The sequence below is a fragment of the Verrucosispora sp. FIM060022 genome (assembly GCF_003977705.1).
GTDB lineage: Bacteria > Actinomycetota > Actinomycetes > Mycobacteriales > Micromonosporaceae > Micromonospora > Micromonospora gifhornensis.
In genome coordinates this window covers 644,139-667,414 of record NZ_RQIV01000001.1, presented here as the reverse complement: position 1 = coordinate 667,414, position 23,276 = coordinate 644,139, and the positions used below count along the sequence as shown (strand labels likewise).

The window sequence follows — 23,276 nt, the reverse complement described above, 5'->3', positions numbered from 1 at the left end:
CTCCGGCAGCGACCACCAGGCCTGACAACTACTAGCCGCTTTAGTACTATGCTCGCTAGTACTAAAGCAGCTAGTAGCTGTGGATCGGACTGGAGGAGGCGCCGATGAAGCGGTCCCGTGGGGATGCCGGGAAGGCCCCGCCACCGATCCGCAAGGCAGCCGGCTGGTTGGGGCCGGTCGTGGTCATCGCGGTCGTCGCGGTCCTCGCGATCATCGCCAGACCGACCGACCAGTCCACCGCCCCCGCTGCGGGAACGGCCGGCAGTCAGCAGGAGAACCCCTTCGCCGAGCTGGCGAGGCGCGCACCCGGCGATCCGGTCGCGCTCGGCGAACCCGACGCCCCCGTCGTGGTCATCGAGTACGCCGACTTCCAGTGCCCGTTCTGCGGCAAGCACGCGCGGGAGACCGCACCCCGGCTGATCCGGGAGTACGTCGACCGGGGGCTCGTCCGCATCGAGTGGCGTGACCTGCCCTACCTCGGCGACGAGTCCCGGGCCGCCGCCAGCGCCGCACGGGCCGCCGCCGCCCAGGGCAGGTTCTGGGAGTTCCACGACGCGCTGTACGCCAAGCAGCGCCGGGTCAACAGCGGAGCGCTCAACGACGCCGCCCTGCGCGACATCGCTTCGCGACTCGGCCTGGACCTGGCCCGTTTCGACGCCGACCGGGCCTCGGCCGTCACCCGGGAGGCGATCGACCGGGACCAGCGGGAGGCCGCCTCGATGGGCCTCACCGGCACCCCGGCCTTCATCGTCGGGGACACGCCCATCATCGGCGCCCAGCCGTACGAGTCCTTCAAGCAGGCCATCGACGAGCAGCTGGACGCGCCGTGAGCCAGATCGGTTACCTGGCCGCCCTGCTGGGCGGGGTGCTCGCCCTGCTCAGCCCATGCAGCGCCATGCTGCTGCCGGCCTTCTTCGCGTACGCCTTCCAGCACCCGCGTCGGATGCTGGCCCGCACCGGCGTCTTCTACCTCGGCCTGGCCGCCGTCCTGGTGCCGCTCGGCGTGGGGTCCACGGTGGTGGCCAACGTCTTCTTCCAACACCGCGACACGCTGATCCTGGTCGCCGGATGGTCGATCATCGCGCTCGGAGTCGTGCAGTTGGCCGGCAAGGGGTTCGCCTTCGGGCCGGCGCAACGGCTGCTGGGCCGGATCACCGGGAACTCCCCGCTGTCGATCTTCGCGCTGGGCGCGGTGTACGGGCTGGCCGGCTTCTGTTCCGGTCCGATCCTGGGCGGAATCCTCACGGTGGCCGCCACCTCGGCGCGGCCGGCGATCGGGGGCGCCCTGCTGGCCGTCTACGCGCTGGGCATGACGGTGCCCCTGCTGCTGCTCGCCCTCGTCTGGGACCGGTGGCGCATCGCCGAACGGCGCTGGTTGCGGGGCCGGTCGTTCGCGGTGGGTCGGCTGCGTCTGCACACCACGTCGACCCTCTCCGGCCTGCTCTTCGTCGCGCTGGGCGGGTTCTTCCTGGCCTTCGACGGCACGGCCGGCCTGACCGGCGGCTTCGGCCTGACCGACATCGAGAGCACCGCGCAGGAGTGGATCACCGGCACCCTCGGCGACGTACCGGACGAGTGGGTCCTCCTGGTCGTGGGGCTGGCCGCGGCAGCGGTCCTGATACACCGCCGCCGTCGCAGCGCCGCCGAATCGGCGACCAGCCGGCAGGGCACCAGCAGCGACCCGGCGACCGACATGGAGCGCACCAGCGCCGGGCCGGTCGCCGCGTTGCCGTCCGCGGCCGGCCTGGCCGGGGTCAACGTGCGGCCCGGCCGGGCGGCCTGGTCGGCGCGGCGATGGTGGGTGGCGGTCCTCGGCGCCGTGGTGACCACGGTGGTGATCGCCGTACCCACCGCCCTGATCGACACCCCCTTCTTCGGTCGCGAGGTGGCCGTCACCTGGTGGGCGTGGCCGGTGCTGGTGGTGACCGCGGTGTTGTCCGGGCTGCTGCTGGCGACCTACGTCGGGCCCGCCGGGCCGGCGGCGGGGCGCACCGGTACGCGGACCGGCGTGACCGGGGCGACCCTGTCCCTGTTCGCCGTCGGCTGTCCCGTCTGCAACAAGATCGTCCTGCTCGCGTTGGGCTACAGCGGGGCGATGAGCTGGTTCGCTCCGGCGCAGCCGGTACTCGCCGTGGCCTCGATCGTCCTGCTCGGCTGGGCGCTGCGGCGTCGCCTCGCCGGCGAGCGTGCCTGCCCGACGCCGGCCGGGTCGAAGCTGCTCGCCGCCGACGGTACGGTCGACCGGTGAGCCGAGATCGACGGAAGGACCCGGGCAACGACCGTCCACTGGGTCCGCTGGAAGCCGCGGTGATGGACGCGTTGTGGGCAGCGACCGAGCCGCTCACCGTGCGGCAGATGGTCGACGCGATGGCGGACCGCCGGCTCGCCTACACCACGGTGATGACGGTGCTGGACAACCTGCACCGCAAGGGCTGGGCGGACCGCGATCTCGCCGGCCGGGCCTACCGCTACCGACCGAGGGCCAGCCGGGAGGAGCACGTCGGACAGCTCATGGCCGAGGCGCTCTCGTCGGCCGCCGACCAGCACGCCGCGCTGGCCCGGTTCGTGGACGCCATGCGGCCCGAGGAGGCGGCTGCGCTGCGTGAGCTGCTGGATCAGCGGGGGAGGCCGAGCTCGTGACCAGCCTGGTACTGCTGGCCTGGGCGACCGCGGTGGCGCTGCTCGCACCTTCTGCCCTGACCGGGCGGTGGACGACCTCCCTGCCGCGACTCACGGTCGGGCTGTGGCTCGGTGCGGAGTTGTCCGTCACCGTCGCCGTCCTCGCCGCCGGGCTGTTCGTCGCCGTACCGCCGGCTGCGCTGGCCGCCGGCCTGGACGGCATCGTCACGGCGTGCGTCCGGGCGTTGGCGGGAATGGGTGCGTTGCACGGGGCCCTCGCCGTGACCGCGCTGCTGGCCACCGCGATCCTGGTCGCCCGCCTGCTGGTCAGCTTCGTCCGCACGTTCCTATCCGCCCGCCGCTGGCGTCGTCGGCACCTGGCCGCGCTGCTGCCGCTGAGTCGGCAGGACGCCGATGGTTGGACGATCGTCGACCACACGGATGCGGCGGTCTACTGCCTGCCCGGCCGTCCGGGGAAGGTCATCGTCACCAGCGCCGCGTTCGACGCCCTCACCGCCGACGAGTTCGCGGCCGTACTGCGGCACGAGCGCGCGCACCTGCGCGGCCGGCACCACCTCCTCGTCGCCCTCGCCGCCGCGTTCCACCGCGCGCTGCCCGGACTGCCGATGGCCGAGATCGCCGAACGGGAGATCCGGCGACTGGTGGAGCATCTCGCCGACGACCGCGCGAGTGAGCACCACGGGCGGCAGGCGGTCGCCACCGCCATCGTGCGGCTCGCCGACCGCACCCCCCGGCACGCGCTCGGCGCGGCGACAGGTGCGGTCGAACGGGTACGCCGGATGTTGGCCCCGCCGGCCCGGCCCCGGATCCGCCACCGCCTCGTCGCCGCCACCGCGATCGCGTTGCTCCTGGCCGGGCCCGCCGCCGTGACGGTCGCCTCCGCCGGGGTGGCAGTGCAGAGCGTCACCTGTCCGATCGGCTCGCCCTAGACTCAAGGCGTACACCGTTGTTCGAGAAACAGGGTGAGGCGGGATGACGATCGACGGGACGGCCCGACGCGCGGACGCGCGCCGCAACGTCGAGTCGATCCTGGAGGCCGCCACCGCCCTGCTCGCCACCGACCCGGCGGTGAGCGTCAACGAGATCGCGCGGGCGGCGGGCGTGGGCCGGGTGACGCTCTACGGCCACTTCCCGTCCCGTGCGGCGCTGGTCGAGGCGGTCAGCCGCCGGGTGATCGCCAGCACCGACCAGGCCCTCGACGCGGTCGATCTCGACGGTGACGCCCGGGAGGCGATGGCCCGCCTGCTGGCGGCGACCTGGCAGCTGACGTACCGGTTCGGGGCGATCGTGGTCGCGGCGAGCGATGCGCTGACGCCGGAGGAGATGCGGCGCGTGCACGAGGAGCCGGCTCGCCGGATGCGCGCCCTTGTCGAACGCGGCCGGGACGAGGGCGTGTTCCGCCGGGACATGCCGCTGTCGTGGCAGCTCACCACCGTCCAGGCGGTGTTGCACGGGGCCTCCGCCGCAGTGCATCGGGGCGACGTGCCGGCCGACGACGCCACCCGGCTGGTAACCGACACCGTACTGGCGGCGCTCGCCGTCACCTCGTCAGGGTGACCACGAGCAGGCCCACCCCGACCAGCACGTCCAGGACGCCACAGAACTCCGCGAAGGAACGCGTGACGACCCGCTCGGTACGGTGGTGCCACACGTCCCAGGCGGCGTGCGCGAACAGGGCGACACTGACGATGACGCCGGCGGCGAGGTGATCGGCCCGTACCGCGAGCAGCGCCGCCGCTCCGAGCACGAGCATCGCCGCCGACTGCAGCGGCAACGACCACACCGGCCGTACGCCGGCCCGCAGGGCACCGAGGACGGCGAGGACGGCAGCCGCGACGCAGATCCAGAGCACGGCATCGAAACCGGCACGAAGGCTCAGCCCGACGAGCACGAAGGTGACACCGAAGGCGGCCCATGCCGCGCCGGGCCGCCCGATCGCCACCGCGGCGAGGTAGACGAACCCGGACGCCGCCACGACGGAGGCGATCTGGCCGCCATGCTCGACGCCCAGCACGGTACCGACCGCGACCAGCACACCGAGGGCTGCGGGCCAACGTCGCAGGAGCTTGTCGACGGTCATGCCGCGCACCTCCATCTCGAACATTCATGTTCGAGATAAACCGTACGCCGTTGTACGAGTTATGTCACGGGCTCGACGTCCCGGACAGACGTGCCGGCGGCGGCCGATCCCGCCGTGATCTCCGACGGTCGAAAGCCCCGGACGATCAGGTAGACCCCCAGCGAGAACTCCCAGACGGCGATGGGCAGGGCCCCGATCGCCGTCACCGGGGACAGCCGGTCCCAGAGACCGAACAGCACGCACAGGTCCGAGACGACGAGCAGGGGTGCACCGACGAGCCCGAGCACCGGCAGAACCCGCGGCACGAGGCGCGCCTGGTACAACAGCGTGCCCAGCAACAACGCGTTCGCGGCCGGGATGAGACTCTGGCTGACCAGGAAGACCGAGTCGTAGAAGGCGACAAGCATCTGGCCGGTGACCACGGCCTCCGCGCCGACTCCCTGCCGCCGCAGCGCCACGATCGTCAGCAGACTCGCGACGCCGATGAAGATGCAGGCGGCTTCGAGAATCCGGACGCTGACGAAGCCCAGCGCCCGGGTCTGACCCTGCCGCTTCACCACCGGATACAGCACGACGGCGGTGCCGATGCAGGCGAGGGCAACGATCACCTCGAGGACGCTGCCGACGAGGACCGAGGTCTCGGACGTGGCGCCGAGGACGAAATCCGAGTCGCGCACCGGCCCGTAGAGCGCGACGGTCGGAATCGAGACGAAGGTGAGCACGTAGAGCCCACCGGCGACCAGTGAGGTCCTTCGCAATGCGTCCATCGGCACTCCTCTACGGCGCGGCCACTCAACAGACGGCGGTCATACCGCAACCCTGCTGCGTGCCGGTGCGACGGCGAATCGGCCACTCGGACGATCCTGCGAGGACGACAGTTCTCCCGAAAACCGGCACAGTGCCGCCGAACGGCGGACGTTGCCGCTGATCAATGCCGAAGTCCGCACGATACGAGACGTCATCCACGAACGAACCTTCGATGCTATCTGCGCGAGCACGGCAGCGACCGGGCCGCACACCCCCGAAAAGAGCACGACGGAAGGACGGTCGACATGGCCCACCTTGACAGCCGCGAGGCACTACCGATAAATGCGACGAAGACCCGGCCACCGGTACGGGCAACCATCATCGCCGTCCTCGGGGGCATTCTGCTGGCTGTCGTGTGGTCGTTCGAACTCGTCGACTCGGTCATCGGCGACACCGTGGCCAACGCGGCGCTCGGCCACGACGCCAAGACCACACCCATCGCCGGCACGGCTGCCGGGCTTCTCTTCGCCTTCGTCTCCGGGTTGGCGGGCACCTTCACCGCCTGCAACATCGCCATGATGGCGTCGGTCGGCCCGCTGACCCAGGCCAGTACGGAACGCACCGGCATGGCCCGGCACACCGTCGCCGCGCTGCTGCGCCCGGTCGGCTGGATGACCGTCGGCATGGTGGCCGTCTCCGCGGTGTACGGGGCGGTCGGGGTGATGCTCGGCGACCGGCTGCCGCAGTTGTCGACAGAGGTCGTCGGCGAGATGCCGGTCCGGCTCATCCAGTCGTCAGTGGTGTTCGGCCTCATCGGGCTGGCGTTGGCCTATCTCGGCCTGGCTGCCCTCGGCATCCTTCCCGACGTGTTCGCCCGTCGCCCGGTGGCCCGGGTGGTCACCATCGGCGCCCTCATCGGCGGCTTCCTCATCGGCCGGCCGTACCCGCTGTTCAACAAGCTGTTCCACTGGGCCGTGGACACCGGGAACCCGCTCAACGGGGCCCTGGCGTTCGTCCTACAGTCGCTGGGCAACATCCTGATCGTGGCGGTGCTGTTCGCCATCATCGTGCTCGTCACCCGCGGTCGCTTCCTGCAGTGGGCGTCCGATCCGTCGCGCAGCGCCGTGGTGACCGGCGGGCTGATGCTCATGCTGGGTGTCTTCACCGTCGTCTACTGGGATCTGCGAGTCCCCGCGATGTTCGGCGTGGGCTGGTTCCCGATGATGCCGTACCGCTGACCGTCGGTACCCGGTGAGGGCGAGGTCCGGGCGCGGTCGGACCTCGCCCGCTCAGGGCCGGGGGGCGGCGAACAGCTTCGGGAACCGGGCGGTCAACGCGAGGTCGCCGCGGGTCTGCAACTTGCCCTTCATCACCAACATGACGGCGCGGGCGTTGCCGGTGACCAGGCGGACGAAGTCCGCGGCGGCGAGGTCCAGGGTCAACTGCGGCGTGCCGTCGGCGCGCGGCGACAGGGTGCAGACCCCGTCGGCGATGACCATCTCGTACCTGTCGACTCCGCCGTCGGGCCGGTCGCCGATGCGCCAGTGCACCACCGCCCGGGTACGACCGGCGACCTCCGGACGGAACGCGGCAGGCATCCCACCGATCAGGTGGTCGAGAATCTCGGTACGCCGTGCACCGTGGAGAACCTGGCGTAGCTCCTCGATCGGGGTGCGCTTGACCAGCCGGGCGAACTCGACCGGCTCCATGACGTCGACTCGTACGTCGTGGATGGACATCGGACTCCTCCAGGGCCGGCGGGCTGGTCGTTTCATCGTCGCGGCGGCGCGCCGGACACGGCATCTTCCAGGCTGCCCAGCTCCGAAGGCCCCGGACGCCTGCCCCCGACGCCGTCGCCGGCTCGCGGCTAGGCGCGGCGGTGGCGGTAGTGGTGCACGACGAGCGCCACCGTGCAGGCCACGGTGATCAGCCCGAACCCGGAACCGATCAGGTACGCGCCGATCACGGACATGGTGATGTTGGCGGCGGCGCTGAGGATCAGCAGCAGCCACAACACCGGGCGGAGCAGGTTACGGTCGTTGTCCGGCGTGGCGGCGGTCTCGGCGGAGGCGTGACGGTGCTGGTCGATCATTGCTGCTCCCTGCGTGTCGTGGTTGACCATGACGACAACGCTAGGGATCCGGCCGGCCACCGACGATCCAGTCAGCGACCCGATCCAGGTACAGCAGGCTGTACCTTTTCCGCCGCCGCGGGCCGGCGTCGAGGGCGGTCGCCTATCGTCTCTGCCGGGGAGGTGGGCATGCCGAGAACAGACGCGGGTGGGGATTCCGGGGGAACCCGCGCCGGGACCGAGCCGGATCGCGACCACGCGGTACGGCGGTACCTGCGCGAGCGCGTACGGATAACCGTCGACGCTCTCGAACACCTCGTCGGCGGCCTCGGTACGGCGATCCTGGCGCTGGCGGCGTTCCTGCTGCTGTTCGTGGTGACGATCGCGAGCGTGGTCGGCATCGGTCTCGCGGTCGTCCCGTCCGCGTTGAAGGCGGTGCGGTCGGTCGCCGAGCGGGAACGGGGTCGGCTGTCCCGGTGGGGGTTCCCGCTGCCCGCACCGCCACCGGTCCCCGCCGGCCTGGGCGACGCCCTGCGCGACCCGTGGGTGCGGCGCGAGTGCGCCTTCGTGGCGATACACGGCACAGGCGGGTTCGTGCTGGGCGTGCTCGGGTTGTCGCTGCCGCTGTCCGCCGTGCAGTACCTGCTGTTCCCGCTCTACTTCTGGTTGCTGCCGCCGGACGTGGGTGGCCCGGGCGTCGTCATGTGGCGCATCGACGGGCTGCCCGACGCGCTGGTGGTCGCGATGATCGGCGTCGGCTGGCTCGCCGTGGCCATCGCCCTCGGCCCCCGGATGGCCCGCCTGCAGGCGCTGCCGGGCCGACGGTTGCTGGCACCGCCGCGCGACGTCGACGCCTCGCTGCGGATCGCCGAACTGACCGCCACCCGTGCGGCGGCCTTGGACGCGCACGCGGTCGAGTTGCGCCGCATCGAGCGTTCCCTGCACGACGGGGCGCAGAACCGGCTGGTCGCGGTCACCGTGTTGCTCGGTGCCGCCCGACGGGCGCTGGCGCGTGATCCGGCGCAGGCCGCGCAGGTGCTGGAGCGGGCGCAGGACGCGGCCGAGTCGGCGCTCGCGGAACTACGGACCGTGGTACGGGGCATCCTGCCGCCGGTGCTCGACGACCGTGGGCTCGCCGGTGCGCTGCACGGTCTGGCCGCCGGCTGCGGTGTGCCGTGCACGGTGGAGGTCGACGTACCGGGCCGGTGCGCCGCGTCGGTGGAGGCGACGGCGTACTTCGTGGTGGCGGAGGCGCTGACAAACGTCGCCCGGCACAGCGGTGCCCGTACGGCCGCGGTCACCGTCCGGCGCGACGCCGACCGGTTGTACCTGTCGGTCACCGACGACGGCCACGGCGGTGCCGACGAGGGCCGCGGCTCGGGAATCGGCGGCATCCGACGGCGGGTCGAGGCCCATGACGGCCGGTTCACCCTCACCAGCCCACCCGGTGGGCCGACGACGATGCTCGTGGAGTTGACGTGCGGATCGTGATCGCCGAGGACGACGCCCTGCTGCGTGAGGGGCTGGCGCTGCTGCTGCGGGCCGAATCGCTCGACGTGGTCGCCACCACCGACTCGCCGACCACATTCCTGTCCGCAGTGGACACCTTCCGGCCGGACGTGGCGATCGTCGACGTCCGGATGCCGCCCACGCACACCGACGAGGGCATCGTGGCCGCCGTCGAGGCCCGCCGCCGCCACCCCGGCCTCGCGGTGCTGGTCCTCTCGGCGTACGTCGAGCAGGCCTTCGCCACCGACCTGCTGGCCGAGGGCGCGGTACGGCTCGGCTACCTGCTCAAGGAACGGGTCGGCCGGGTCGAGGAGTTCCTCAGCGCGCTGCACCGCGTCGCCGCGGGCGGCACCGCGATCGACCCCGAGGTGGTCAGCCAACTGTTCGCCCGCAGCCGCCCGGACAGCACGCTGAGTCTGCTCAGTGCACGGGAACGCGACGTGCTCGCGCTGATGGCCGAAGGGCTCGGCAACACCGCGATCGCGGAGCGGTTGTTCGTCACCGAAGGGGCCGTGCACAAGCACATCCGCAGCATCTTCGCCAAGCTCGGCCTCGCTCCGGACGACCGTGCCGACCGTCGGGTGGCCGCGGTGCTGCGCTATCTCAAGGACACCCAGGGCCGCAATTAAGTACAGCCTGCTGTACCTCGATCGGCCCGTACGCTAGATCGTCCGTAAAGCGGTATCGCCATAGCTTTTCCGTGCACTCGATTTTGCCGAGAACACGGAGAGGCCGATATTCATGCCCGCCATCGTTGGAGGATCCGCCGAGACAGCGGTCCGCGTCGGACAACTCACCCGCGTCTACGGCACCGGCCCACAGGCGGTCACCGCGCTCGCCGGGGTGGACGTGGAATTTCACCGCGGCACCTTCACCGCGGTGATGGGACCGTCGGGTTCCGGCAAGAGCACCCTGCTGCAGACCGCGGCCGGCCTGGACCGGCCCACCTCCGGTCAGGTGTGGATCGGTGACCAGGAATTGTCGCGGCTGTCGGAGACCAAGCTGACCAAGCTGCGTCGCAGCCGGATCGGGTTCGTCTTCCAGGCGTTCAACCTGATCGGGGCGTTGACCGTCGAGGAGAACATCCACCTGCCGTTGCGGCTGTCCGGCGCGCGTCCCGACCCGGGCTGGCTCGGGCAGGTGATCGACCGGGTCGGGCTCACCGATCGGCTGCACCACCGGCCGGCCGAGTTGTCCGGCGGGCAGCAGCAGCGGGTGGCGATCGCCCGTGCCCTGGCCATGCGCCCCGAGGTGATCTTCTGCGACGAGCCGACCGGCGCGCTGGACACGCAGACCGCCGCCGAGGTGCTGGCCCTGCTGCGGTCGGTTGTCGACGAGACGCGACAGACGGTGATCATGGTGACCCACGACCCGGTGGCCGCCTCGTACGCCGACCGGGTGATGGTCCTCGCGGACGGCCGGATCGTGCAGGACCTGCCGCAGCCGGGTGCGGAGCGGATCGCCGAGCAGTTGGCGCTGCTCGGGCGTCGTCAGCTCGTCGCGCAGGGGAGCTGAATCATGCTGGGACTGGCTCTGCGGATGCTGCGGCATCGGATCGGAACCGCGATCGCCACCCTCGTCGCGCTCGCCTGCGGCGTCATGATCCTGATGTCGGTGGGTCTGCTTGTCGAGTCCGGGCTGCGCTACACGCCCGCGCCCCAGCGGTACGCCGCCGCCGACATCGTCGTCGCGAACCACGACATCACGATCACCGGTAAGGAGTTCGACGGTACGACCATCACGACGCGGGTGCGGCTGCCCGAAGGGGGGACCGTTCCGGTCGACCTGGCCGAACAGCTCCGGCGGGTACCCGGAATCACGATCGTCGCCGTCGACCGGTCGATCCGGGCGGTGGTCCCGATCGCGGCGACGTCGCACACCCTCGCCCATGGTTGGAGCAGTGCCGCGCTCACGCCGTACCGGATCGTCGACGGCCGCCAGCCCAGCGCCGACGGCGAGGTCGCCGTCGACCTGCGGCTCGCCAAGGCGGCCGAGGACGAGATACGCCCCGGCGACCGGATTCCGGTCCTCGTCGGTGGCGCGGTCCGCACGTACACCGTCAGTGGTGTGGTGGAACGCGCCGTCGACGGTGACTGGCCGGCGGCCCTCTTCTTCACCGACCGCCACGCCGCCGCGCTGAACCCGCACCCGGGGCGGGCCGACGCGATCGGGATCGTGCTGGCATCCGACGCGGACACCTCCGCCGTGGTGGCCGAGGTGCGTCGGCTGTCGTCCGAGGCCGGGGCGAAGGTGTACACCGGCGCCGACCGCGGGACGTTGACGCAGTCCGAGGCCCTCGCGGCGCGTGACCTGCTGGTCCAGGTCGGCGCGGCCTTCGGCGGTTACGTCGTGGCGCTTGTCGTGTTCGTCGTCGCCGGCACCGTCGGGCTGGCGGTCCGCCACCGCCGCCGCGACCTCGCCCTGTTGCGGGCCGTCGCGGCGACGCCGGGCCAGGTCCGGGGGATGCTCCTCGCCGAAGTCGTGCAGGTGAGCATCGTCGCGGTCGTGGTGGGCATCCCGGCCGGGCTGTTCGTGACCGACCGGGTGCACCGGCAGATGATCGCGCGGGGGTTCGTCCCGGACGGTTTCCCGATCAGCGGCGGCGTGCTGTCCGCCGTGGCGGTGACCGCCGTGACGCTGCTGGTGGCGGTGACGGCGGCATTGATCGCCGCCGGTCGCACGGTACGCATCCGGCCCACCGAGGCGCTCGGCGAGGTGGCCGTGGAGCCGTCGCGCAACAGCCGGACCCGGCTGGTGATCGGGCTGGTCACGCTCGGCGCCGGCGTCTCGCTCACCATGGTCACCACGGTCGCTCGGGGCCCGGCCGCCCTCGGCGCGGCGCTCGGCATGCTGTACGTCTTCGTGCTCGCCGCCGCCCTGCTCGCCCCGTGGATCAACCGGTACGCCGCGCGGGCACTCGGCCCGGTGCTGCGGGCCGTCTGGGGCGACAGCGGATACCTGGCCGCGGCGAACCTGCGGGCGAACGCGCAGGGCATGGTGACGGTGTTGACCGCGCTGGTGCTGGCGGTGGGCTTCGGCGGCTCGGTCTGGTTCCTTCAGGACAACCTGGAACGACAGACTGTCGCACAGACCCGCGACGGGATGCTGGCCCAGCACGCGCTGCTGTCACCGGTCGGGTTGCCGCAGAGCGCCGTGGCGGACGCCCGCGCGGTGCCCGGGGTCGTCGCCGCGACCGGGATCCGACGTACCTCGGTGATCACCCGCGTGATGGGTGAGCCGCAGGAGGTCAGCGCGCAGGCCGTCGACCCCGACGGTGCCGACCGGACCCTCGATCTCACAGTCACCGAGGGACGGCTCGCCGACCTGCGGGGCGCGACCGTGGCGTTGTCGACCCTGCAGGCGTCCTCGCAGGGGGCGGAGCTCGGCGACCAGGTGGCGATGTGGCTGGGCGACGGCACGCCCGTGACGTTGCGGGTCGTCGCCCTCTACGAACGGGGGCTCGGTTTCGGTGACGTGACCCTGAACCGGGAGACGGTCGACGGTCACACCGCGACGAACCTCGACGACCAGGTCCTGATCCGCACCGAGGGCGGTGGCACCGCCCTCACGGACCTGGTCGACCGTCACCCGGGCAGCAGCCTGATCGACACGGCGGCGATCAACGGCGAGTTGGCGAAGGATCTGGCGATCAGCGCCTGGTTGAACAAGCTGCTCATCGGCGTCATGGTCGGCTACGCGGCGTTGGCGGCGGCCAACACGATGGTCATGGCGGCGCTGGCCAGGGGTCGCGAACTGGCCCTGCTGCGCCTGGTCGGGGTGACCCGGCGTCAGGTCAAGCGGATGGTGCACGCCGAACAGGTCGGTCTGCTCGGCACGTCGCTGCTGGTCGGCGGCGCGATCGCCGCGATCACGTTGGTCTCGGTGGTCCGGACGCTTACCGGCGAGCCGGTGCCCTACGTCCCGACCGCCGGCTGGATATCGATCATCGGCGGCACGGCGCTGCTCGCGCTGGCCACCACCGTCCTGCCCATCGGCGCGCTCCTGCGCACCCCACCGGTCGACGGCATCGGGGTGAAGGAGTGAACGCGGGTCGGGACGGTTCGACATTTTCACGGATCGCTGCAGGTCGCATGCGCTCCGCAGAGTCAAGGGGAGGTTCTGTGCACACCATCGGGAAATCCACGGGGATCCGCACCGGTCGACGGGTGACGGCGGCGCTGACCGCCGTCGCGATTGTCGGGTTCGCCGCGGTCGGCGTACGGCTCGCTGACCCGGCGGCCGCCAAGCCGGCAAAGGACACCGTCCAGGCCGGCCTGAACGAGTTGGTGCGGGCCGGGGTCGCGCCCGGGGCGCTCGCGTCGGTACGGGACCGCAACGGTCGCGTCACCCACTACACGGCCGGCGTCGCCGACCTGCGTACCCGGGCGAAGGTGCCCACCGACGGCTACATCCGCATGGCGAGCAACACCAAGATGTTCACCGCCGTCGCCGTCCTGCAACTCGTCGACGACGGCGCAATCAGCCTGGACGAGCCGGTCGAGACGTACCTGCCGGGTCTGGTGCGCGGCAATGGCTTCGACGGGCGCACCATCACCGTCCGGCACGTACTGGAGCAGACCAGTGGCCTGCCGGACTACGATCTGCCGCACGTCTTCGAGTGGCGCGACAGATACTTCGAGGCGCGCGACCTGCTCGACTCGGCCTTTGCGAAGGAGCCGACGAGCCCGGTGCCGGGCACCACGATGGACTACAGCAACACCAACTTCATCCTGGCCGGCCTGCTCGTGCAGAAGGTGACCGGACGGCCGATCAGCGAGGTGATCACCAACCGGATCATCGACCGGGTCGGGTTGCGGAAGACCTACTGGCCGGGCGTCGGCGACCAGGGCATCCGCAAGCCGCACGCGAACGGTTACCTCCCCCACCCCGAGACCGGCAAGTGGACCGAGATCACCCGGCTCGATCCCTCCATCGGCGGGGCCGCCGGGCAGATGATCTCCACGCCGAGCGACCTCAACCGGTTCCTGGTGGCGTTGCAGGACGGCAAGCTGATCAAGCCGGCGACGCTGGCGCAGATGCGGACCAGCAACCCGTTCTATCCGGGCGGCGAGGCCCTGCCCGACCTGGTGTGGCACTACGGGTTGGGCACCGTCGGGTTCGACCTGAGCTGTGGCGGTCGGGCCTGGGGGCACGGGGGTGACATCGACGGGTACTCCAGCCGGACCGCGATCACCGCGGACGGTCGCGCGGTGACCCTCGTGGTGACCGCCGACTCCAGTCCGGTGCCGGACGGTGTCTTCCGGGTGCTCGACGCCTTCGACGCCGCGTTGTGCGCCGGCCGGTAGCCGTACGCCGATCAGCCGCCCCTGCGGGTCCCGCAGGGGCGGCTGTCTGGTCACGGGTGCAGGACCGCCTTGATCACGTCCTGCCGCCGGTCGAAGCGCTGGTAGCAGCCGGGGGCGTCGGCCAGGCTGCCATGGTGGGTGACGATCCGGCCGGGTCGGGCCCGACCGGCGGTCACCAGGTCCCGCAGCAGCCGGGTGTAGCGGCGATCGTGGGTACGCCCGAACCGCAGCGCGACGGCCTTGGCGAAGAAGGTGCCCCACGGTGCGTCGAGGTGCCCGTCGGCGCTGCCGCCCGCTTGGGGAGTGCTGTCGAACTCCGGGTAGACACCGGCGACGGCGACCGCGCCGCCCGGATTGACCAGCCGGGCCGCGTCGGCGAGCACCTGGTCGGCGCGTTCCCGGTCGGGGTGGGCCCGGTCGTGGGCCTGGAAGCCGACCGCGTCGATGACCTTGTCCACGCCGGGCAGCTTCTCCTCCCCCAACGGCAGGCTCCGCCGGGCCCGGTCGGCCCGGATCTGCTCGACCGGATCTCCCTGCCGGAAGTCCATCGGCACCGCGCCCAACTCCTCGGCCTTGCCCAGCCGGGCGTCGACGTGGTCGACGCTGTACACGGTGCGGGCGCCGAGCAGGCCGGCGGCGTACGCGGCGAGCAGTCCGATCGTGCCGGCGCCGAACACGGCGACGGTGTCCCCGGCGCGTACGTCGGCGAGGGTGGCGGCGGCGTGCCAACCGGTGACGAAGGCGTCGGCGAGCAGCACGAAGTCGTCCTCGTACGCGTCCCCCGGCTCGCCCGGCAGGGGCAGGCAGTTCGCGTCGGCCCACGGCACCCGCAGCAGTTCGGCCTGCGCACCCGGATACGGGCCCATGCCCACATAGCCGTACGCGGCGCCGAGTCCGTCGGGCCGGGCGCGCAGACACAACGCGGACAGGCCACGGGCGCACATGGCGCAGACACCGCAGAACAGGTGGGTGGGAATCACCACCCGGGTCCCCGGGCGCACGGTCTGCACCGCCGACCCCACCCGTTCGACCACGCCCAGCGGCTCGTGGCCGAGCACAAGGCCGGGCTGTGCGCCGGTACGGCCGTCGTACATGTGCAGATCGGTGCCGCACAAGGCGGTGGAGGTGACCCGTACGACCGCGTCGGTCTCCACCTGCACCTCGGGGTCGGGTACCTCGCACACGTCGACACTGCGCACGTCGCGATAGACGACAGCCCTCATCCTCACGCCCTTTTCGTCGCGGGAGCACAGCCGCCGGCACCGCGGCCTTCGCGCAGCGTGGGCGGCTGGGCGCACGTTTCGCACCATACGGTCCGCCGTTGACCACACGCAGGGCTTTGCCCCAACGACGCCAGTCGGTCGCCACCCCGTGCAGGTCGGCGCGCCCGGCGACGGATCGGGCTCAGCTGTTGTCGAGCACGAACGTGCGCATCAGGTCGGCGCACTCGATCGCGTGGGTCTCCAGCAGCAGGTGCCCGCCGTCGTAGAGGTGTGCGTCCATGCGACCGAGGGCGCGGTGGTAGGCGAGAACCTCCACGACGTCGAAGTACGGGTCGTGCCGTCCCCACAGCACCAGCGCCGGCGGCTGGTGCGCGCGGTGGTATTCGGCGATCTCGGCGAAGCGGGCGACGTGGTTGGCGTAGTCGGTGAAGAGCGCGAACTGCGCGTCGATGTTGCCGGGTCGGCTCATCCGCTCCCAGTCGAGGTGCCACGACTCGGGTGCGTGCAGGATTCGCACGTGTTCGGGCAGCCCGGCGAGATACTGGTCGCGGGTGCCCGCGAAGTTCAACCAGTCCGGCAGTGCGGCGCGCCGCTCGTCGGTCGGCTCGGCCCAGTACGCCCGGGCGCTGTCCCACTGCTCCCCCAGGCCGTCGTCGTGCGCGTTGCCGCTCTGCACGATGAGGCCGCGGATGCGGGCCGGGGCGCGGGTGGCCAGGTGGTAGCCGACCGGCGCGCCGAAGTCGTGCAGGTAGACGAAGAAGCGCTCGACGCCCAACTGGTCGAGCAGGCGCTCGACCGTACGCGACAGATTGTCGAAGGTGTAGTCGTAGTCGCCGACGGTCGGCGACGACGACATGCCGAAGCCGGGCAGATCCGGCGCGATGACATGTGCGGCGTCGCCGATGATGGGCATGACCTGGCGGAACGTGTGCGATGAGCTGGGAAATCCGTGCAGCAGCAGGACGGTCGGCCGGCCGGGACGCCCGGCCTCGCGGTAGAACACCGTCACGCCGTCGACATCGGCCTGCCGGTGCCGGACCTTCTGGCTGCCCTGCATGGTGTCCACTCCCCCACATCCCGGGCGAGGCCGTCCGCCACCTCCGGTGCGTGGCGACCACCGGCACGTCGCCCGCTGCGGCACGCCACCTCGCTGACCAGCCCATCGTGCCGGACCCGGACCGACGCCGCCGGCCGTCTCGACAGGTTCCGGCCCAGCGGATCGTCCGCGCCAGGGACGCCGTCGACGGCCACGACGCCCGGCGGGCGCAGCCGGTATGGAGGAGCAAGACCGAAGATGCGCATCCGGCGACGGTGGGCGATCGTTTGCCTTTCAGCCGCTGAAGGGACGACGATGCGCCAGACCACGGTCATTCGCTACACCACCCGGCCAGAGGTCGCCGACGAGAACGCCAAGCTGGTCGAGGACGTCTTCGCCGAACTGGCGCAGACCCGGCCGGCCGGGCTGCACTACGCGACGTTCCGGCTGGGTGACGGCACCGAGTTCATGCACGTGCTGGTGGCCGAGGAAGGCTCGACCGCGCTCACCGACACGGCCGCGTTCCAGCGCTTCCAGGAGGGCATCCGCTCGCGCTGCGCCGCCCCACCCCAGTTCGAGCAGGCCACGGTGGTCGGCTCGTACGGCTTCGGTGACATCTGAGAAGTCCCGCTGCCGCTTCCTGATCGGCCTGCTCGATGCCGGGCTCATGCCTGACCGGGCCGGATGTTGTGGTTGAGGTGGAAGACGTTCTGCGGATCCCAGCGGGTCTTGACCGTGGTGAGCCTGGCGAGTTTGGCGGCCGGGTAGGCGCGGCGTACCCCGCGTCGCCCCTCGTCGGCGGCGAGTGAGTTGACGTAGACGCCGCCGGCGTACGGGTCGAGGGTGGCTGCGGCCGCGCGGGCCGCCACCATCCGGTTGTCGTCTTCCGACGGGTCGGTCCAGCGTGCGTCGGCGCCGAACTCGAACAGGGTGCTGCGGTGGCTGAACGCGGCATCGGTGTCGGCGACGTCGGCGATGGCACCACCGTGCGCCTGGAGTCCGACTCCGGGCAACAGGGTGCCGGCGTGCAGGTCCGAAGCGCCGCGCAGCAGGAACGCCTCGATCGCCGTGGACGGGAACTGCTGCAGGTAGTGTGCGCGGGAATAGCGACGGTAGGCGGGTCCGGCGACGGTGTCATCGCGCTGCTGGAGTGCGAGGTAGGACGGCATGGTGACCCGCTCGGCGATCGGGCGCCCGAGCGCGCGCATCGCCGGCAGCAGCCGATGCCCGGCGGCGGGATCGCCGACCCAGACGAAGCCGATGGTGGCGACCGGGCCGCTGGTCGTGCTGCTGACCTCGGCGGTGAAGGTCGCCTGCCGCGGCGCGACGGCGTTGAGGTCTCGCCAGCCTTCGAGCACCGCAACGGCGTCCTCGGCGCGGAAGTCGAACTCGGCGACCAGGGTCTGCGTACCGGTGTGGTGCAGTCGGAATTCGAACTCGGTGACGATGCCGAAGTTGCCCCCACCGCCGCGCAGTCCCCAGTAGAGGTCGGGGTGCTCGGTCCGGCTCGCGGTCACCACCTGCCCGTCGGCGGTGACGATCGTGTAGGAGACGACGTTGTCGCAGGCCAGCCCGTGTTGGCGGGCGAGCCAGCCCATGCCGCCGCCGAGGGTCAGGCCACCGACGCCGGTGTGCGAGACGTTGCCGGCGGTCGTGGCGAGTCCGTACGGCTGTGTCGCCTGGTCGAGTGCGCCGAGCAGCGCGCCGCCCTGCACCCGGGCACGTCGCCGGACCGGATCGACCCGGACGCGGTTCAGCAGGGTCAGGTCGACCATCAGGCCGTTCGCGGGGACGGCGAAACCGGCCACGTTGTGCCCGCCGCAGCGCACCCCGATCTCCAGATCGAGTTCGCGGGCCAGCCGCACCGCGATCACCACGTCGCTGACGCTCGCGGCCCGCACGATCATCCGCGGCCGGCGGTCGATCATGGCATTCCAGACGGTACGGGCCGCGTCGTAGCCCGGGTCGCCCGCAGTGAGCAGGCAACCGTCGAGGCGGGGACTCTTCGCTGTCGTCATGTCTGCGACCCTGACAGGAATCGGTACACCCGTTAAGGTCCAATTGCATGGGCCTGTCCAGGACCAATTCGAGTACGGCGGCGGACCTGCTCATCGATGTCGACCGTTCAGCGACCGAACCGCTGCACCGGCAGATCGCCTCCTCCATCCGGCGCAGCATCCGAGCCGGCCGGTTGCGTCTCGGGATGTCTCTGCCGCCCACCCGCACCGTCGCCGCCGATCTGGGCGTGTCCCGCGGTGTCGTGGTCGAGGCCTACCAGCAACTCGCCGCCGAGGGCTACCTCACCAGTCGGTCGGGCGGCTACACCCGGGTCGCGGTCGATCCGGCTGCGACGCCGGAGGATCACCGTCCCGGGGTTCCGCCGGCAGCCCGGATCGACTTCGGGTACGGCCGTACCGATGTGTCGTCGTTTCCCCGGGCCGCCTGGCTGCGGTCGGTACGCACGGTCCTCACCACCACACCGAGCGAACGTTTCGCCTACCCCGATGGGCGCGGGGTGCCCGAACTGCACGCGGCCCTGGCCGACTACCTCAACCGGGTTCGCGGCACCGCGGCCCGCCCGGAGAACGTGGTGATCTGCAGTGGCTACGGACAGGGCGTCGCGCTGCTGATCCAGGTGCTCGCCGCGCGCGGAGCGCGCCGGCTGGTGGTCGAGGACCCGTCCTCCGACGGTGACGCCCGTCCCGTCGCGATCACCGCCGGCCTGGAGGTGGTCGGCGTCCCGGTCGGGCCGGACGGCATCCGCGTCGAGGAACTGGAACACCTCGACGCGGACGCCGTCGTGCTGACCCCCTCGCACCAGTGGCCCACCGGCGGGGTCCTGTCAGCCGCCGCGCGGACCAGGGTGATCGGCTGGGCGCAGCGCCGCCGCGCCGTGGTCATCGAGGACGACTACGACGCGGAGTACCGCTACGACCGGTCACCGCTCGGCGCCATGCAAGGGCTGGCACCGGACACCGTGGTGTACTGCGGCACGGCGAGCAAGACCCTGGCCCCCGGGCTGCGACTCGGCTGGCTGCTGGCACCCGCACATCTGGTCGACGACCTCACAGCGGCCAAGGTGCTGGCCGACCGGGGCTCCGGCGTCATCGACCAACTGACCTTCGCCGACTTCCTCACCCGTGGCGAGTTCGACCGGCACCTGCGGCGCATGCGCCCGATCTACCGCCGCCGCCGCGACGCGCTCGTGGCCGCACTGCGTACCCGACTGCCCGAACTGGAAGCGGTCGGCGTCGCGGCGGGTCAACATGTCGTCACCTGGCTCCCGCCCGACCTCGACGAGGCCACGGTCGTGGCCGCCGCCGCCCGGCACGGACTGGTCGTGCAGGGCATCTCCCGGTACCGGCTGGATCCCACCGGGCCCGGCGGGCTGATCTTCGGCTACGCCACCCTCACCGAACGCGCCATCGCCGACGGAGTGCAGGCCCTCGCCGCCGCGGTCAGCGAGGCTCGTGGGGAGTCGCGCTGACAGCTACTCGCGCCAGCCGGTCAGCTCGACCCCCTTGGCCAACTCGACCCGGAAACCGAGCGCGATCTCGCCGCTGTCGCCGGGTGCCAGCGACAGCCGCCAGGTCAGCTCGCCCATCTCGGTACGCTCGACCGGCGGCGGCACGACTGTCGTCTCCCGTACCACCACTGCCTCGTCGCGCGAGACCGGGAGCTGGTCGCGCACCTCGACGGTCGCCGGGCGCGGCGTGTGGTTGGCGACGGTGATCAGGTATTCCACCTCCCGTCGCCGGGTCGAGCCGAGGGTGGCCCTGGTCTCGGTGCGCCGGTGCAGCTTCCGCTCCACCCGCAGCCGGTCGTCCACGCCGAGCGCCAACTCGGTCTCCTCACCCGGTGCCCACGTCGGCAGCCTGGTGGACGCGACGAAGTCGGCGTCGTGGAACACCGCGGCCGGCCCGGGCAGCAGCGTGTGCTCGGAGGTGTTGCGGACGGTGGCGCGCAGATGGGCGTCGGCGGCCCGCACCGGCACGGTGACGTGGTCCAGTCGGGCCGGCAGCTCCAGCACGGCGATGGTGGCCCGGTGCGCACTGCCGTCGGCCGGCACCGCCACCGGCCGGGCCGGCCGGTAGGTGGCCGCGCTGATCCCCTGCTCCACCTCGGCGACGCTCTCCTGCAGCTTCTGCCGCGCTGCGGCGCGGACCGGAGCGCCGCCGGCCGGTGCCGGCCCGGGCGGCGGCGGCATCATCATCGGCATGCCCGCCGACATCGCGACCGGCGACACCTGTCGCACCCGGTCGAGATACCACGGCGACAGTTCGGGTACGCCTGTCGTCGCCGCCGGCCGGGCGGTGGAGAGCTGGAGTTCACACTCCGGCCAGTCCTCCCCCGTGCTCTGGCTGACCGCCCCGAACCAGGTCACGGTCATGGTGTCGTCGACCAGCCGCAGATCGTAGGAGGGCTGCCACCGGGCCCCGTCCACGAGGTAGGTCAGCTCCAGTTCGACGTCGGTGTCGTCGACCTCCGCCGCCAGGATCACCTCGACGGCCAACCGATCCGGTGCCCGTTTGCCCTGCGCCGCATCGAGATCCCGGTCGACCGCGGCCAACTCCTCCGCCAGCTCGGTGCGCCGACGGGCCAGCCCGCGGCGGCGGGCCCGGGAGTCGGCGAGCTGCGCGGCCACCGCGTCGGTGAAGGTGGCCACGTCGCTGGGGGCCGCGTCACCGGCGGCCAGGGCACGGGCGTACGTGCCACCGGCCCGCTCGGCCAACCGGGCGAGGAACTGTCCGCGCTGCTCCTCGATCCCGTCCGCGTCGTCCACCTCGGCCAGTTCGTCGGCGATCTCGCGGCGCCGCTGCTCCAACCCGACCACCTGCGTGTCGGTGCTGCGGGCCTGCCGCCAGGTGGTCACGTCCACACCGAGCACAGTGGCCGGACCCCGACCGCCGACCCGGACCGAGTCCCGGCGCAGCCCGAGCGGCAGCGGCGCGATGCGTACCCGGTGTCGGCCGGCGGTCAACCTGGCGACACCGCGACGGGTGACCCGCGCCCGGTCCGGATAGACGGTGACGCCGACGACCGGTGCATCGATCTCCGCAGTATCCACGACGGCGAGAGTAGTCGAGGGGTACAACTCCTATCTTATGGTCAATTCAGACCAACCGTTGTTGAGCCGGAAGAAGCGCCGCAGCTGCGCAACCTCGCGGTGGAGACCGCCGACAGGACAAGCCACTCTCGTACGAATGGACATCGCCGCTGGTCGCGACACTGTTCGCACTTCGCCACCGGCAACGGACGGTCGAATGGTGCACTTTCGGGCTGTTCGCACCGCATCGAAACAGTGGTCCAGGCAGCTGCCCGAATAGCTATCAGCGCTATCCGAAGTAGTGCGTGCCACTATCCGCTCACGCGCTTGAGCTGCAAAAACGTCGCCCACAGAAGGCCATTACTTCCCGATTGCGCACAGCGAGCAGGCGGTTGCGCAGTCATTGCGACCAGATGACCGGCTCCGCTAATCTCGACGCCAGGCACAGCGCCGGGCGGAAACGGCAAACCGCCACAATTGGAAGCGCCGACCATTTGAAAAAGCGCTCCCGAATTGTCGCCCACGCAGAAATCGCCAGTAATTGCAGTGACACCAGGTATGGGATCGTGCCTGATCCCGCTCGCCATCGGGACCGAGGTGGAGCAAATGGAAGAGTCAGTTGAGCTTGCGGTGAAGCGCGCCATCGGAATGATGCACGACAACCTCGGTGAGCAGCTCACCGTGGACGACCTGGCCCGCGCGGCCATGTTCAGCAAGTTCCATTTCACGCGGATCTTCCAGCGGGCCACCGGGGTCTCGCCCGCTCGGTTCCTGTCGGCGCTGCGGCTTCAGCGGGCCAAGCACCTGCTCAAGTCGACGTCACTCAATGTCGCGGACATCAGCCTGCGGGTCGGCTACAACAGCGTGGGCACCTTCAGTTCACGCTTCACCCGCAGCGTGGGCATGCCACCGACCACCTACCGGCGGCTCGCCGGGTTCGCGACGCACATCCCGATCGACCGCTCCGGCAGACTCGGCCAACCGTCGGCGGCCCGCGTCCGAGGCAAGATTCTTCCCGGGCCCGACGTCGAACCCGGCCTGATCTTCGTCGGCATGTTCGCCGACCGCATCCCGGAGGGCCGGCCGGTGCGCTGCGCCGTGCTGCCCGAGCCGGGCCACTTCACCTTCGAGGAGGTGCCGAGCGGCAGCTGGTACCTGCTGGCGCAGTCGGTGACGGGCGATCCGCAGCAGTCGGTGTGGGACGCCTCCCAACCCGAGCAGCAGGTGTCGGTGGCGTCCTACGGTCCGCTGACCGTACGCCCGGACACCGACACCGAGGCGGAGCTGACCCTGCAACCGGCGGGAGCGCTTGACCCACCCGTGCTGCTGGCCCTGCTCGACGCCCGCAAGCTGGCCCTGTCCATGACCGGGCGGGACGAAACCGGACGGGAGAAGACCGGGCGGGAGGAGATCGGGCGGACGGAGACCGCGCCGACCGAGCTGCGCCCCCAGCGACACTTCGCCTCGGCCCAGAACCACCGGCCCGCCGCCTGAACGGCGCGGCCAGCCGGACCGGTCCGAGCTTTTTCATCCGCCCGAGGGCGCGGCACCCACAATTCCCATCCGACAGGATTTGGGAGATTTGACCCAGGCTCCTCTGTGGAATACTGCGGAGGG

Annotated in this window: 22 protein-coding genes; 14 read left to right on the top strand and 8 right to left on the bottom strand. The window is 71.3% G+C overall.

Annotated elements, in window-relative coordinates:
* The first annotated feature begins 104 nt into the window (after positions 1 to 104).
* From EG812_RS02840 to EG812_RS02820, 5 genes are read left to right on the top strand one after another with little or no spacing between them, the layout of a single operon-like run.
* Positions 105 to 830 carry a DsbA family protein gene (locus EG812_RS02840; RefSeq protein WP_126710651.1) on the top strand — a complete coding sequence of 242 codons (726 nt, stop codon included), beginning with the start codon at positions 105 to 107 and terminating at the stop codon, positions 828 to 830.
* Positions 827 to 2,248 (top strand): cytochrome c biogenesis CcdA family protein, encoded by a 1,422-nt coding sequence (locus tag EG812_RS29470; RefSeq protein ID WP_233579352.1) that lies wholly within the window; start codon positions 827 to 829, stop codon positions 2,246 to 2,248. Before EG812_RS02840 ends, EG812_RS29470 begins: the two co-directional genes overlap by 4 nt.
* Complete coding sequence (locus tag EG812_RS29465; protein WP_013734664.1) at positions 2,245 to 2,640, top strand: BlaI/MecI/CopY family transcriptional regulator; 396 nt, start codon at positions 2,245 to 2,247, stop codon at positions 2,638 to 2,640. The genes EG812_RS29470 and EG812_RS29465 overlap by 4 nt, the downstream gene beginning before the upstream one ends.
* Positions 2,637 to 3,569 carry a M56 family metallopeptidase gene (locus EG812_RS02825; protein WP_126710649.1) on the top strand — a complete coding sequence of 311 codons (933 nt, stop codon included), beginning with the start codon at positions 2,637 to 2,639 and terminating at the stop codon, positions 3,567 to 3,569. The genes EG812_RS29465 and EG812_RS02825 overlap by 4 nt, the downstream gene beginning before the upstream one ends.
* 43 nt (positions 3,570 to 3,612) lie before the next feature.
* On the top strand, positions 3,613 to 4,197 hold the full coding sequence (locus EG812_RS02820; protein ID WP_013734666.1) for a TetR/AcrR family transcriptional regulator: 585 nt from the start codon (positions 3,613 to 3,615) through the stop codon (positions 4,195 to 4,197).
* On the opposite strand, the gene EG812_RS02815 is transcribed toward EG812_RS02820, so the two are convergent.
* Positions 4,181 to 4,720 (bottom strand): hypothetical protein, encoded by a 540-nt coding sequence (locus EG812_RS02815; RefSeq protein ID WP_233579351.1) that lies wholly within the window; start codon positions 4,718 to 4,720, stop codon positions 4,181 to 4,183. The two genes, EG812_RS02820 and EG812_RS02815, sit on opposite strands and share 17 nt — an antisense overlap.
* A gap of 59 nt (positions 4,721 to 4,779) precedes the next feature.
* The gene (locus EG812_RS02810) at positions 4,780 to 5,487 is read right to left on the bottom strand and encodes a DUF4386 domain-containing protein (protein ID WP_013734668.1); all 708 of its coding nucleotides are present in this window, start codon (positions 5,485 to 5,487) and stop codon (positions 4,780 to 4,782) included.
* Positions 5,488 to 5,772: 285 nt separating this feature from the next.
* Here EG812_RS02810 and EG812_RS02805 point away from each other — a divergent pair, with 285 nt between their 5' ends.
* Complete coding sequence (locus tag EG812_RS02805) at positions 5,773 to 6,705, top strand: hypothetical protein (protein ID WP_013734669.1); 933 nt, start codon at positions 5,773 to 5,775, stop codon at positions 6,703 to 6,705.
* A 51-nt stretch (positions 6,706 to 6,756) separates the two neighbouring features.
* On the opposite strand, the gene EG812_RS02800 is transcribed toward EG812_RS02805, so the two are convergent.
* Both EG812_RS02800 and EG812_RS02795 read right to left on the bottom strand, forming a co-directional pair.
* Positions 6,757 to 7,206 (bottom strand): SCP2 sterol-binding domain-containing protein, encoded by a 450-nt coding sequence (locus EG812_RS02800; RefSeq protein ID WP_013734670.1) that lies wholly within the window; start codon positions 7,204 to 7,206, stop codon positions 6,757 to 6,759.
* A gap of 128 nt (positions 7,207 to 7,334) precedes the next feature.
* Positions 7,335 to 7,589 carry a hypothetical protein gene (locus EG812_RS02795; protein ID WP_233579350.1) on the bottom strand — a complete coding sequence of 85 codons (255 nt, stop codon included), beginning with the start codon at positions 7,587 to 7,589 and terminating at the stop codon, positions 7,335 to 7,337.
* Positions 7,590 to 7,727: 138 nt separating this feature from the next.
* Between EG812_RS02795 and EG812_RS02790 the strand changes: the two genes are divergently transcribed.
* The 5 genes from EG812_RS02790 to EG812_RS02770 all read left to right on the top strand — a co-directional run bounded on the left by EG812_RS02790 (position 7,728) and on the right by EG812_RS02770 (position 14,353).
* Complete coding sequence (locus EG812_RS02790) at positions 7,728 to 9,029, top strand: sensor histidine kinase (protein ID WP_233579349.1); 1,302 nt, start codon at positions 7,728 to 7,730, stop codon at positions 9,027 to 9,029.
* Positions 9,017 to 9,676: a response regulator gene (locus EG812_RS02785; RefSeq protein WP_013734673.1), complete on the top strand. Its 660-nt coding sequence runs from the start codon at positions 9,017 to 9,019 to the stop codon at positions 9,674 to 9,676. Before EG812_RS02790 ends, EG812_RS02785 begins: the two co-directional genes overlap by 13 nt.
* A 112-nt stretch (positions 9,677 to 9,788) precedes the next feature.
* The gene (locus EG812_RS02780; RefSeq protein ID WP_126710647.1) at positions 9,789 to 10,562 is read left to right on the top strand and encodes an ABC transporter ATP-binding protein; all 774 of its coding nucleotides are present in this window, start codon (positions 9,789 to 9,791) and stop codon (positions 10,560 to 10,562) included.
* Between the two features lie 3 nt (positions 10,563 to 10,565).
* Positions 10,566 to 13,091, top strand: coding sequence for an FtsX-like permease family protein (locus EG812_RS02775; RefSeq protein WP_126710646.1), 2,526 nt, complete (start codon positions 10,566 to 10,568; stop codon positions 13,089 to 13,091).
* 77 nt (positions 13,092 to 13,168) lie between these two features.
* Positions 13,169 to 14,353: a serine hydrolase domain-containing protein gene (locus EG812_RS02770; protein WP_233579348.1), complete on the top strand. Its 1,185-nt coding sequence runs from the start codon at positions 13,169 to 13,171 to the stop codon at positions 14,351 to 14,353.
* A gap of 50 nt (positions 14,354 to 14,403) precedes the next feature.
* Here the strand turns inward: EG812_RS02770 and EG812_RS02765 are convergent, their stop codons facing one another.
* Together EG812_RS02765 and EG812_RS02760 are read right to left on the bottom strand one after the other, a co-directional pair.
* Entirely contained in the window at positions 14,404 to 15,576 is a 1,173-nt protein-coding gene (locus EG812_RS02765) for an alcohol dehydrogenase catalytic domain-containing protein (protein WP_126710644.1), read from the bottom strand.
* A 181-nt stretch (positions 15,577 to 15,757) separates the two neighbouring features.
* A complete protein-coding gene (locus EG812_RS02760) occupies positions 15,758 to 16,633 on the bottom strand; it encodes an alpha/beta fold hydrolase (protein WP_126711084.1) in 876 nt (291 codons plus the stop codon).
* Positions 16,634 to 16,927: 294 nt separating this feature from the next.
* Between EG812_RS02760 and EG812_RS02755 the strand changes: the two genes are divergently transcribed.
* Positions 16,928 to 17,233 carry a hypothetical protein gene (locus EG812_RS02755; protein ID WP_013734679.1) on the top strand — a complete coding sequence of 102 codons (306 nt, stop codon included), beginning with the start codon at positions 16,928 to 16,930 and terminating at the stop codon, positions 17,231 to 17,233.
* Between the two features lie 44 nt (positions 17,234 to 17,277).
* Here EG812_RS02755 and EG812_RS02750 read toward each other — a convergent pair whose 3' ends face one another.
* A complete protein-coding gene (locus tag EG812_RS02750; RefSeq protein WP_013734680.1) occupies positions 17,278 to 18,630 on the bottom strand; it encodes an FAD-binding oxidoreductase in 1,353 nt (450 codons plus the stop codon).
* A 47-nt stretch (positions 18,631 to 18,677) separates the two neighbouring features.
* Between EG812_RS02750 and pdxR the strand changes: the two genes are divergently transcribed.
* Positions 18,678 to 20,099: a MocR-like pyridoxine biosynthesis transcription factor PdxR gene (gene pdxR / locus EG812_RS02745; RefSeq protein ID WP_126710643.1), complete on the top strand. Its 1,422-nt coding sequence runs from the start codon at positions 18,678 to 18,680 to the stop codon at positions 20,097 to 20,099.
* 3 nt (positions 20,100 to 20,102) lie between these two features.
* On the opposite strand, the gene EG812_RS02740 is transcribed toward pdxR, so the two are convergent.
* Complete coding sequence (locus tag EG812_RS02740) at positions 20,103 to 21,680, bottom strand: DUF4139 domain-containing protein (protein WP_126710642.1); 1,578 nt, start codon at positions 21,678 to 21,680, stop codon at positions 20,103 to 20,105.
* Positions 21,681 to 22,265: 585 nt separating this feature from the next.
* On the opposite strand from EG812_RS02740, the gene EG812_RS02735 reads away from it, so the two are divergent.
* Positions 22,266 to 23,153, top strand: coding sequence for a helix-turn-helix domain-containing protein (locus EG812_RS02735; RefSeq protein ID WP_126710641.1), 888 nt, complete (start codon positions 22,266 to 22,268; stop codon positions 23,151 to 23,153).
* The last annotated feature ends 123 nt before the right edge of the window (positions 23,154 to 23,276 follow it).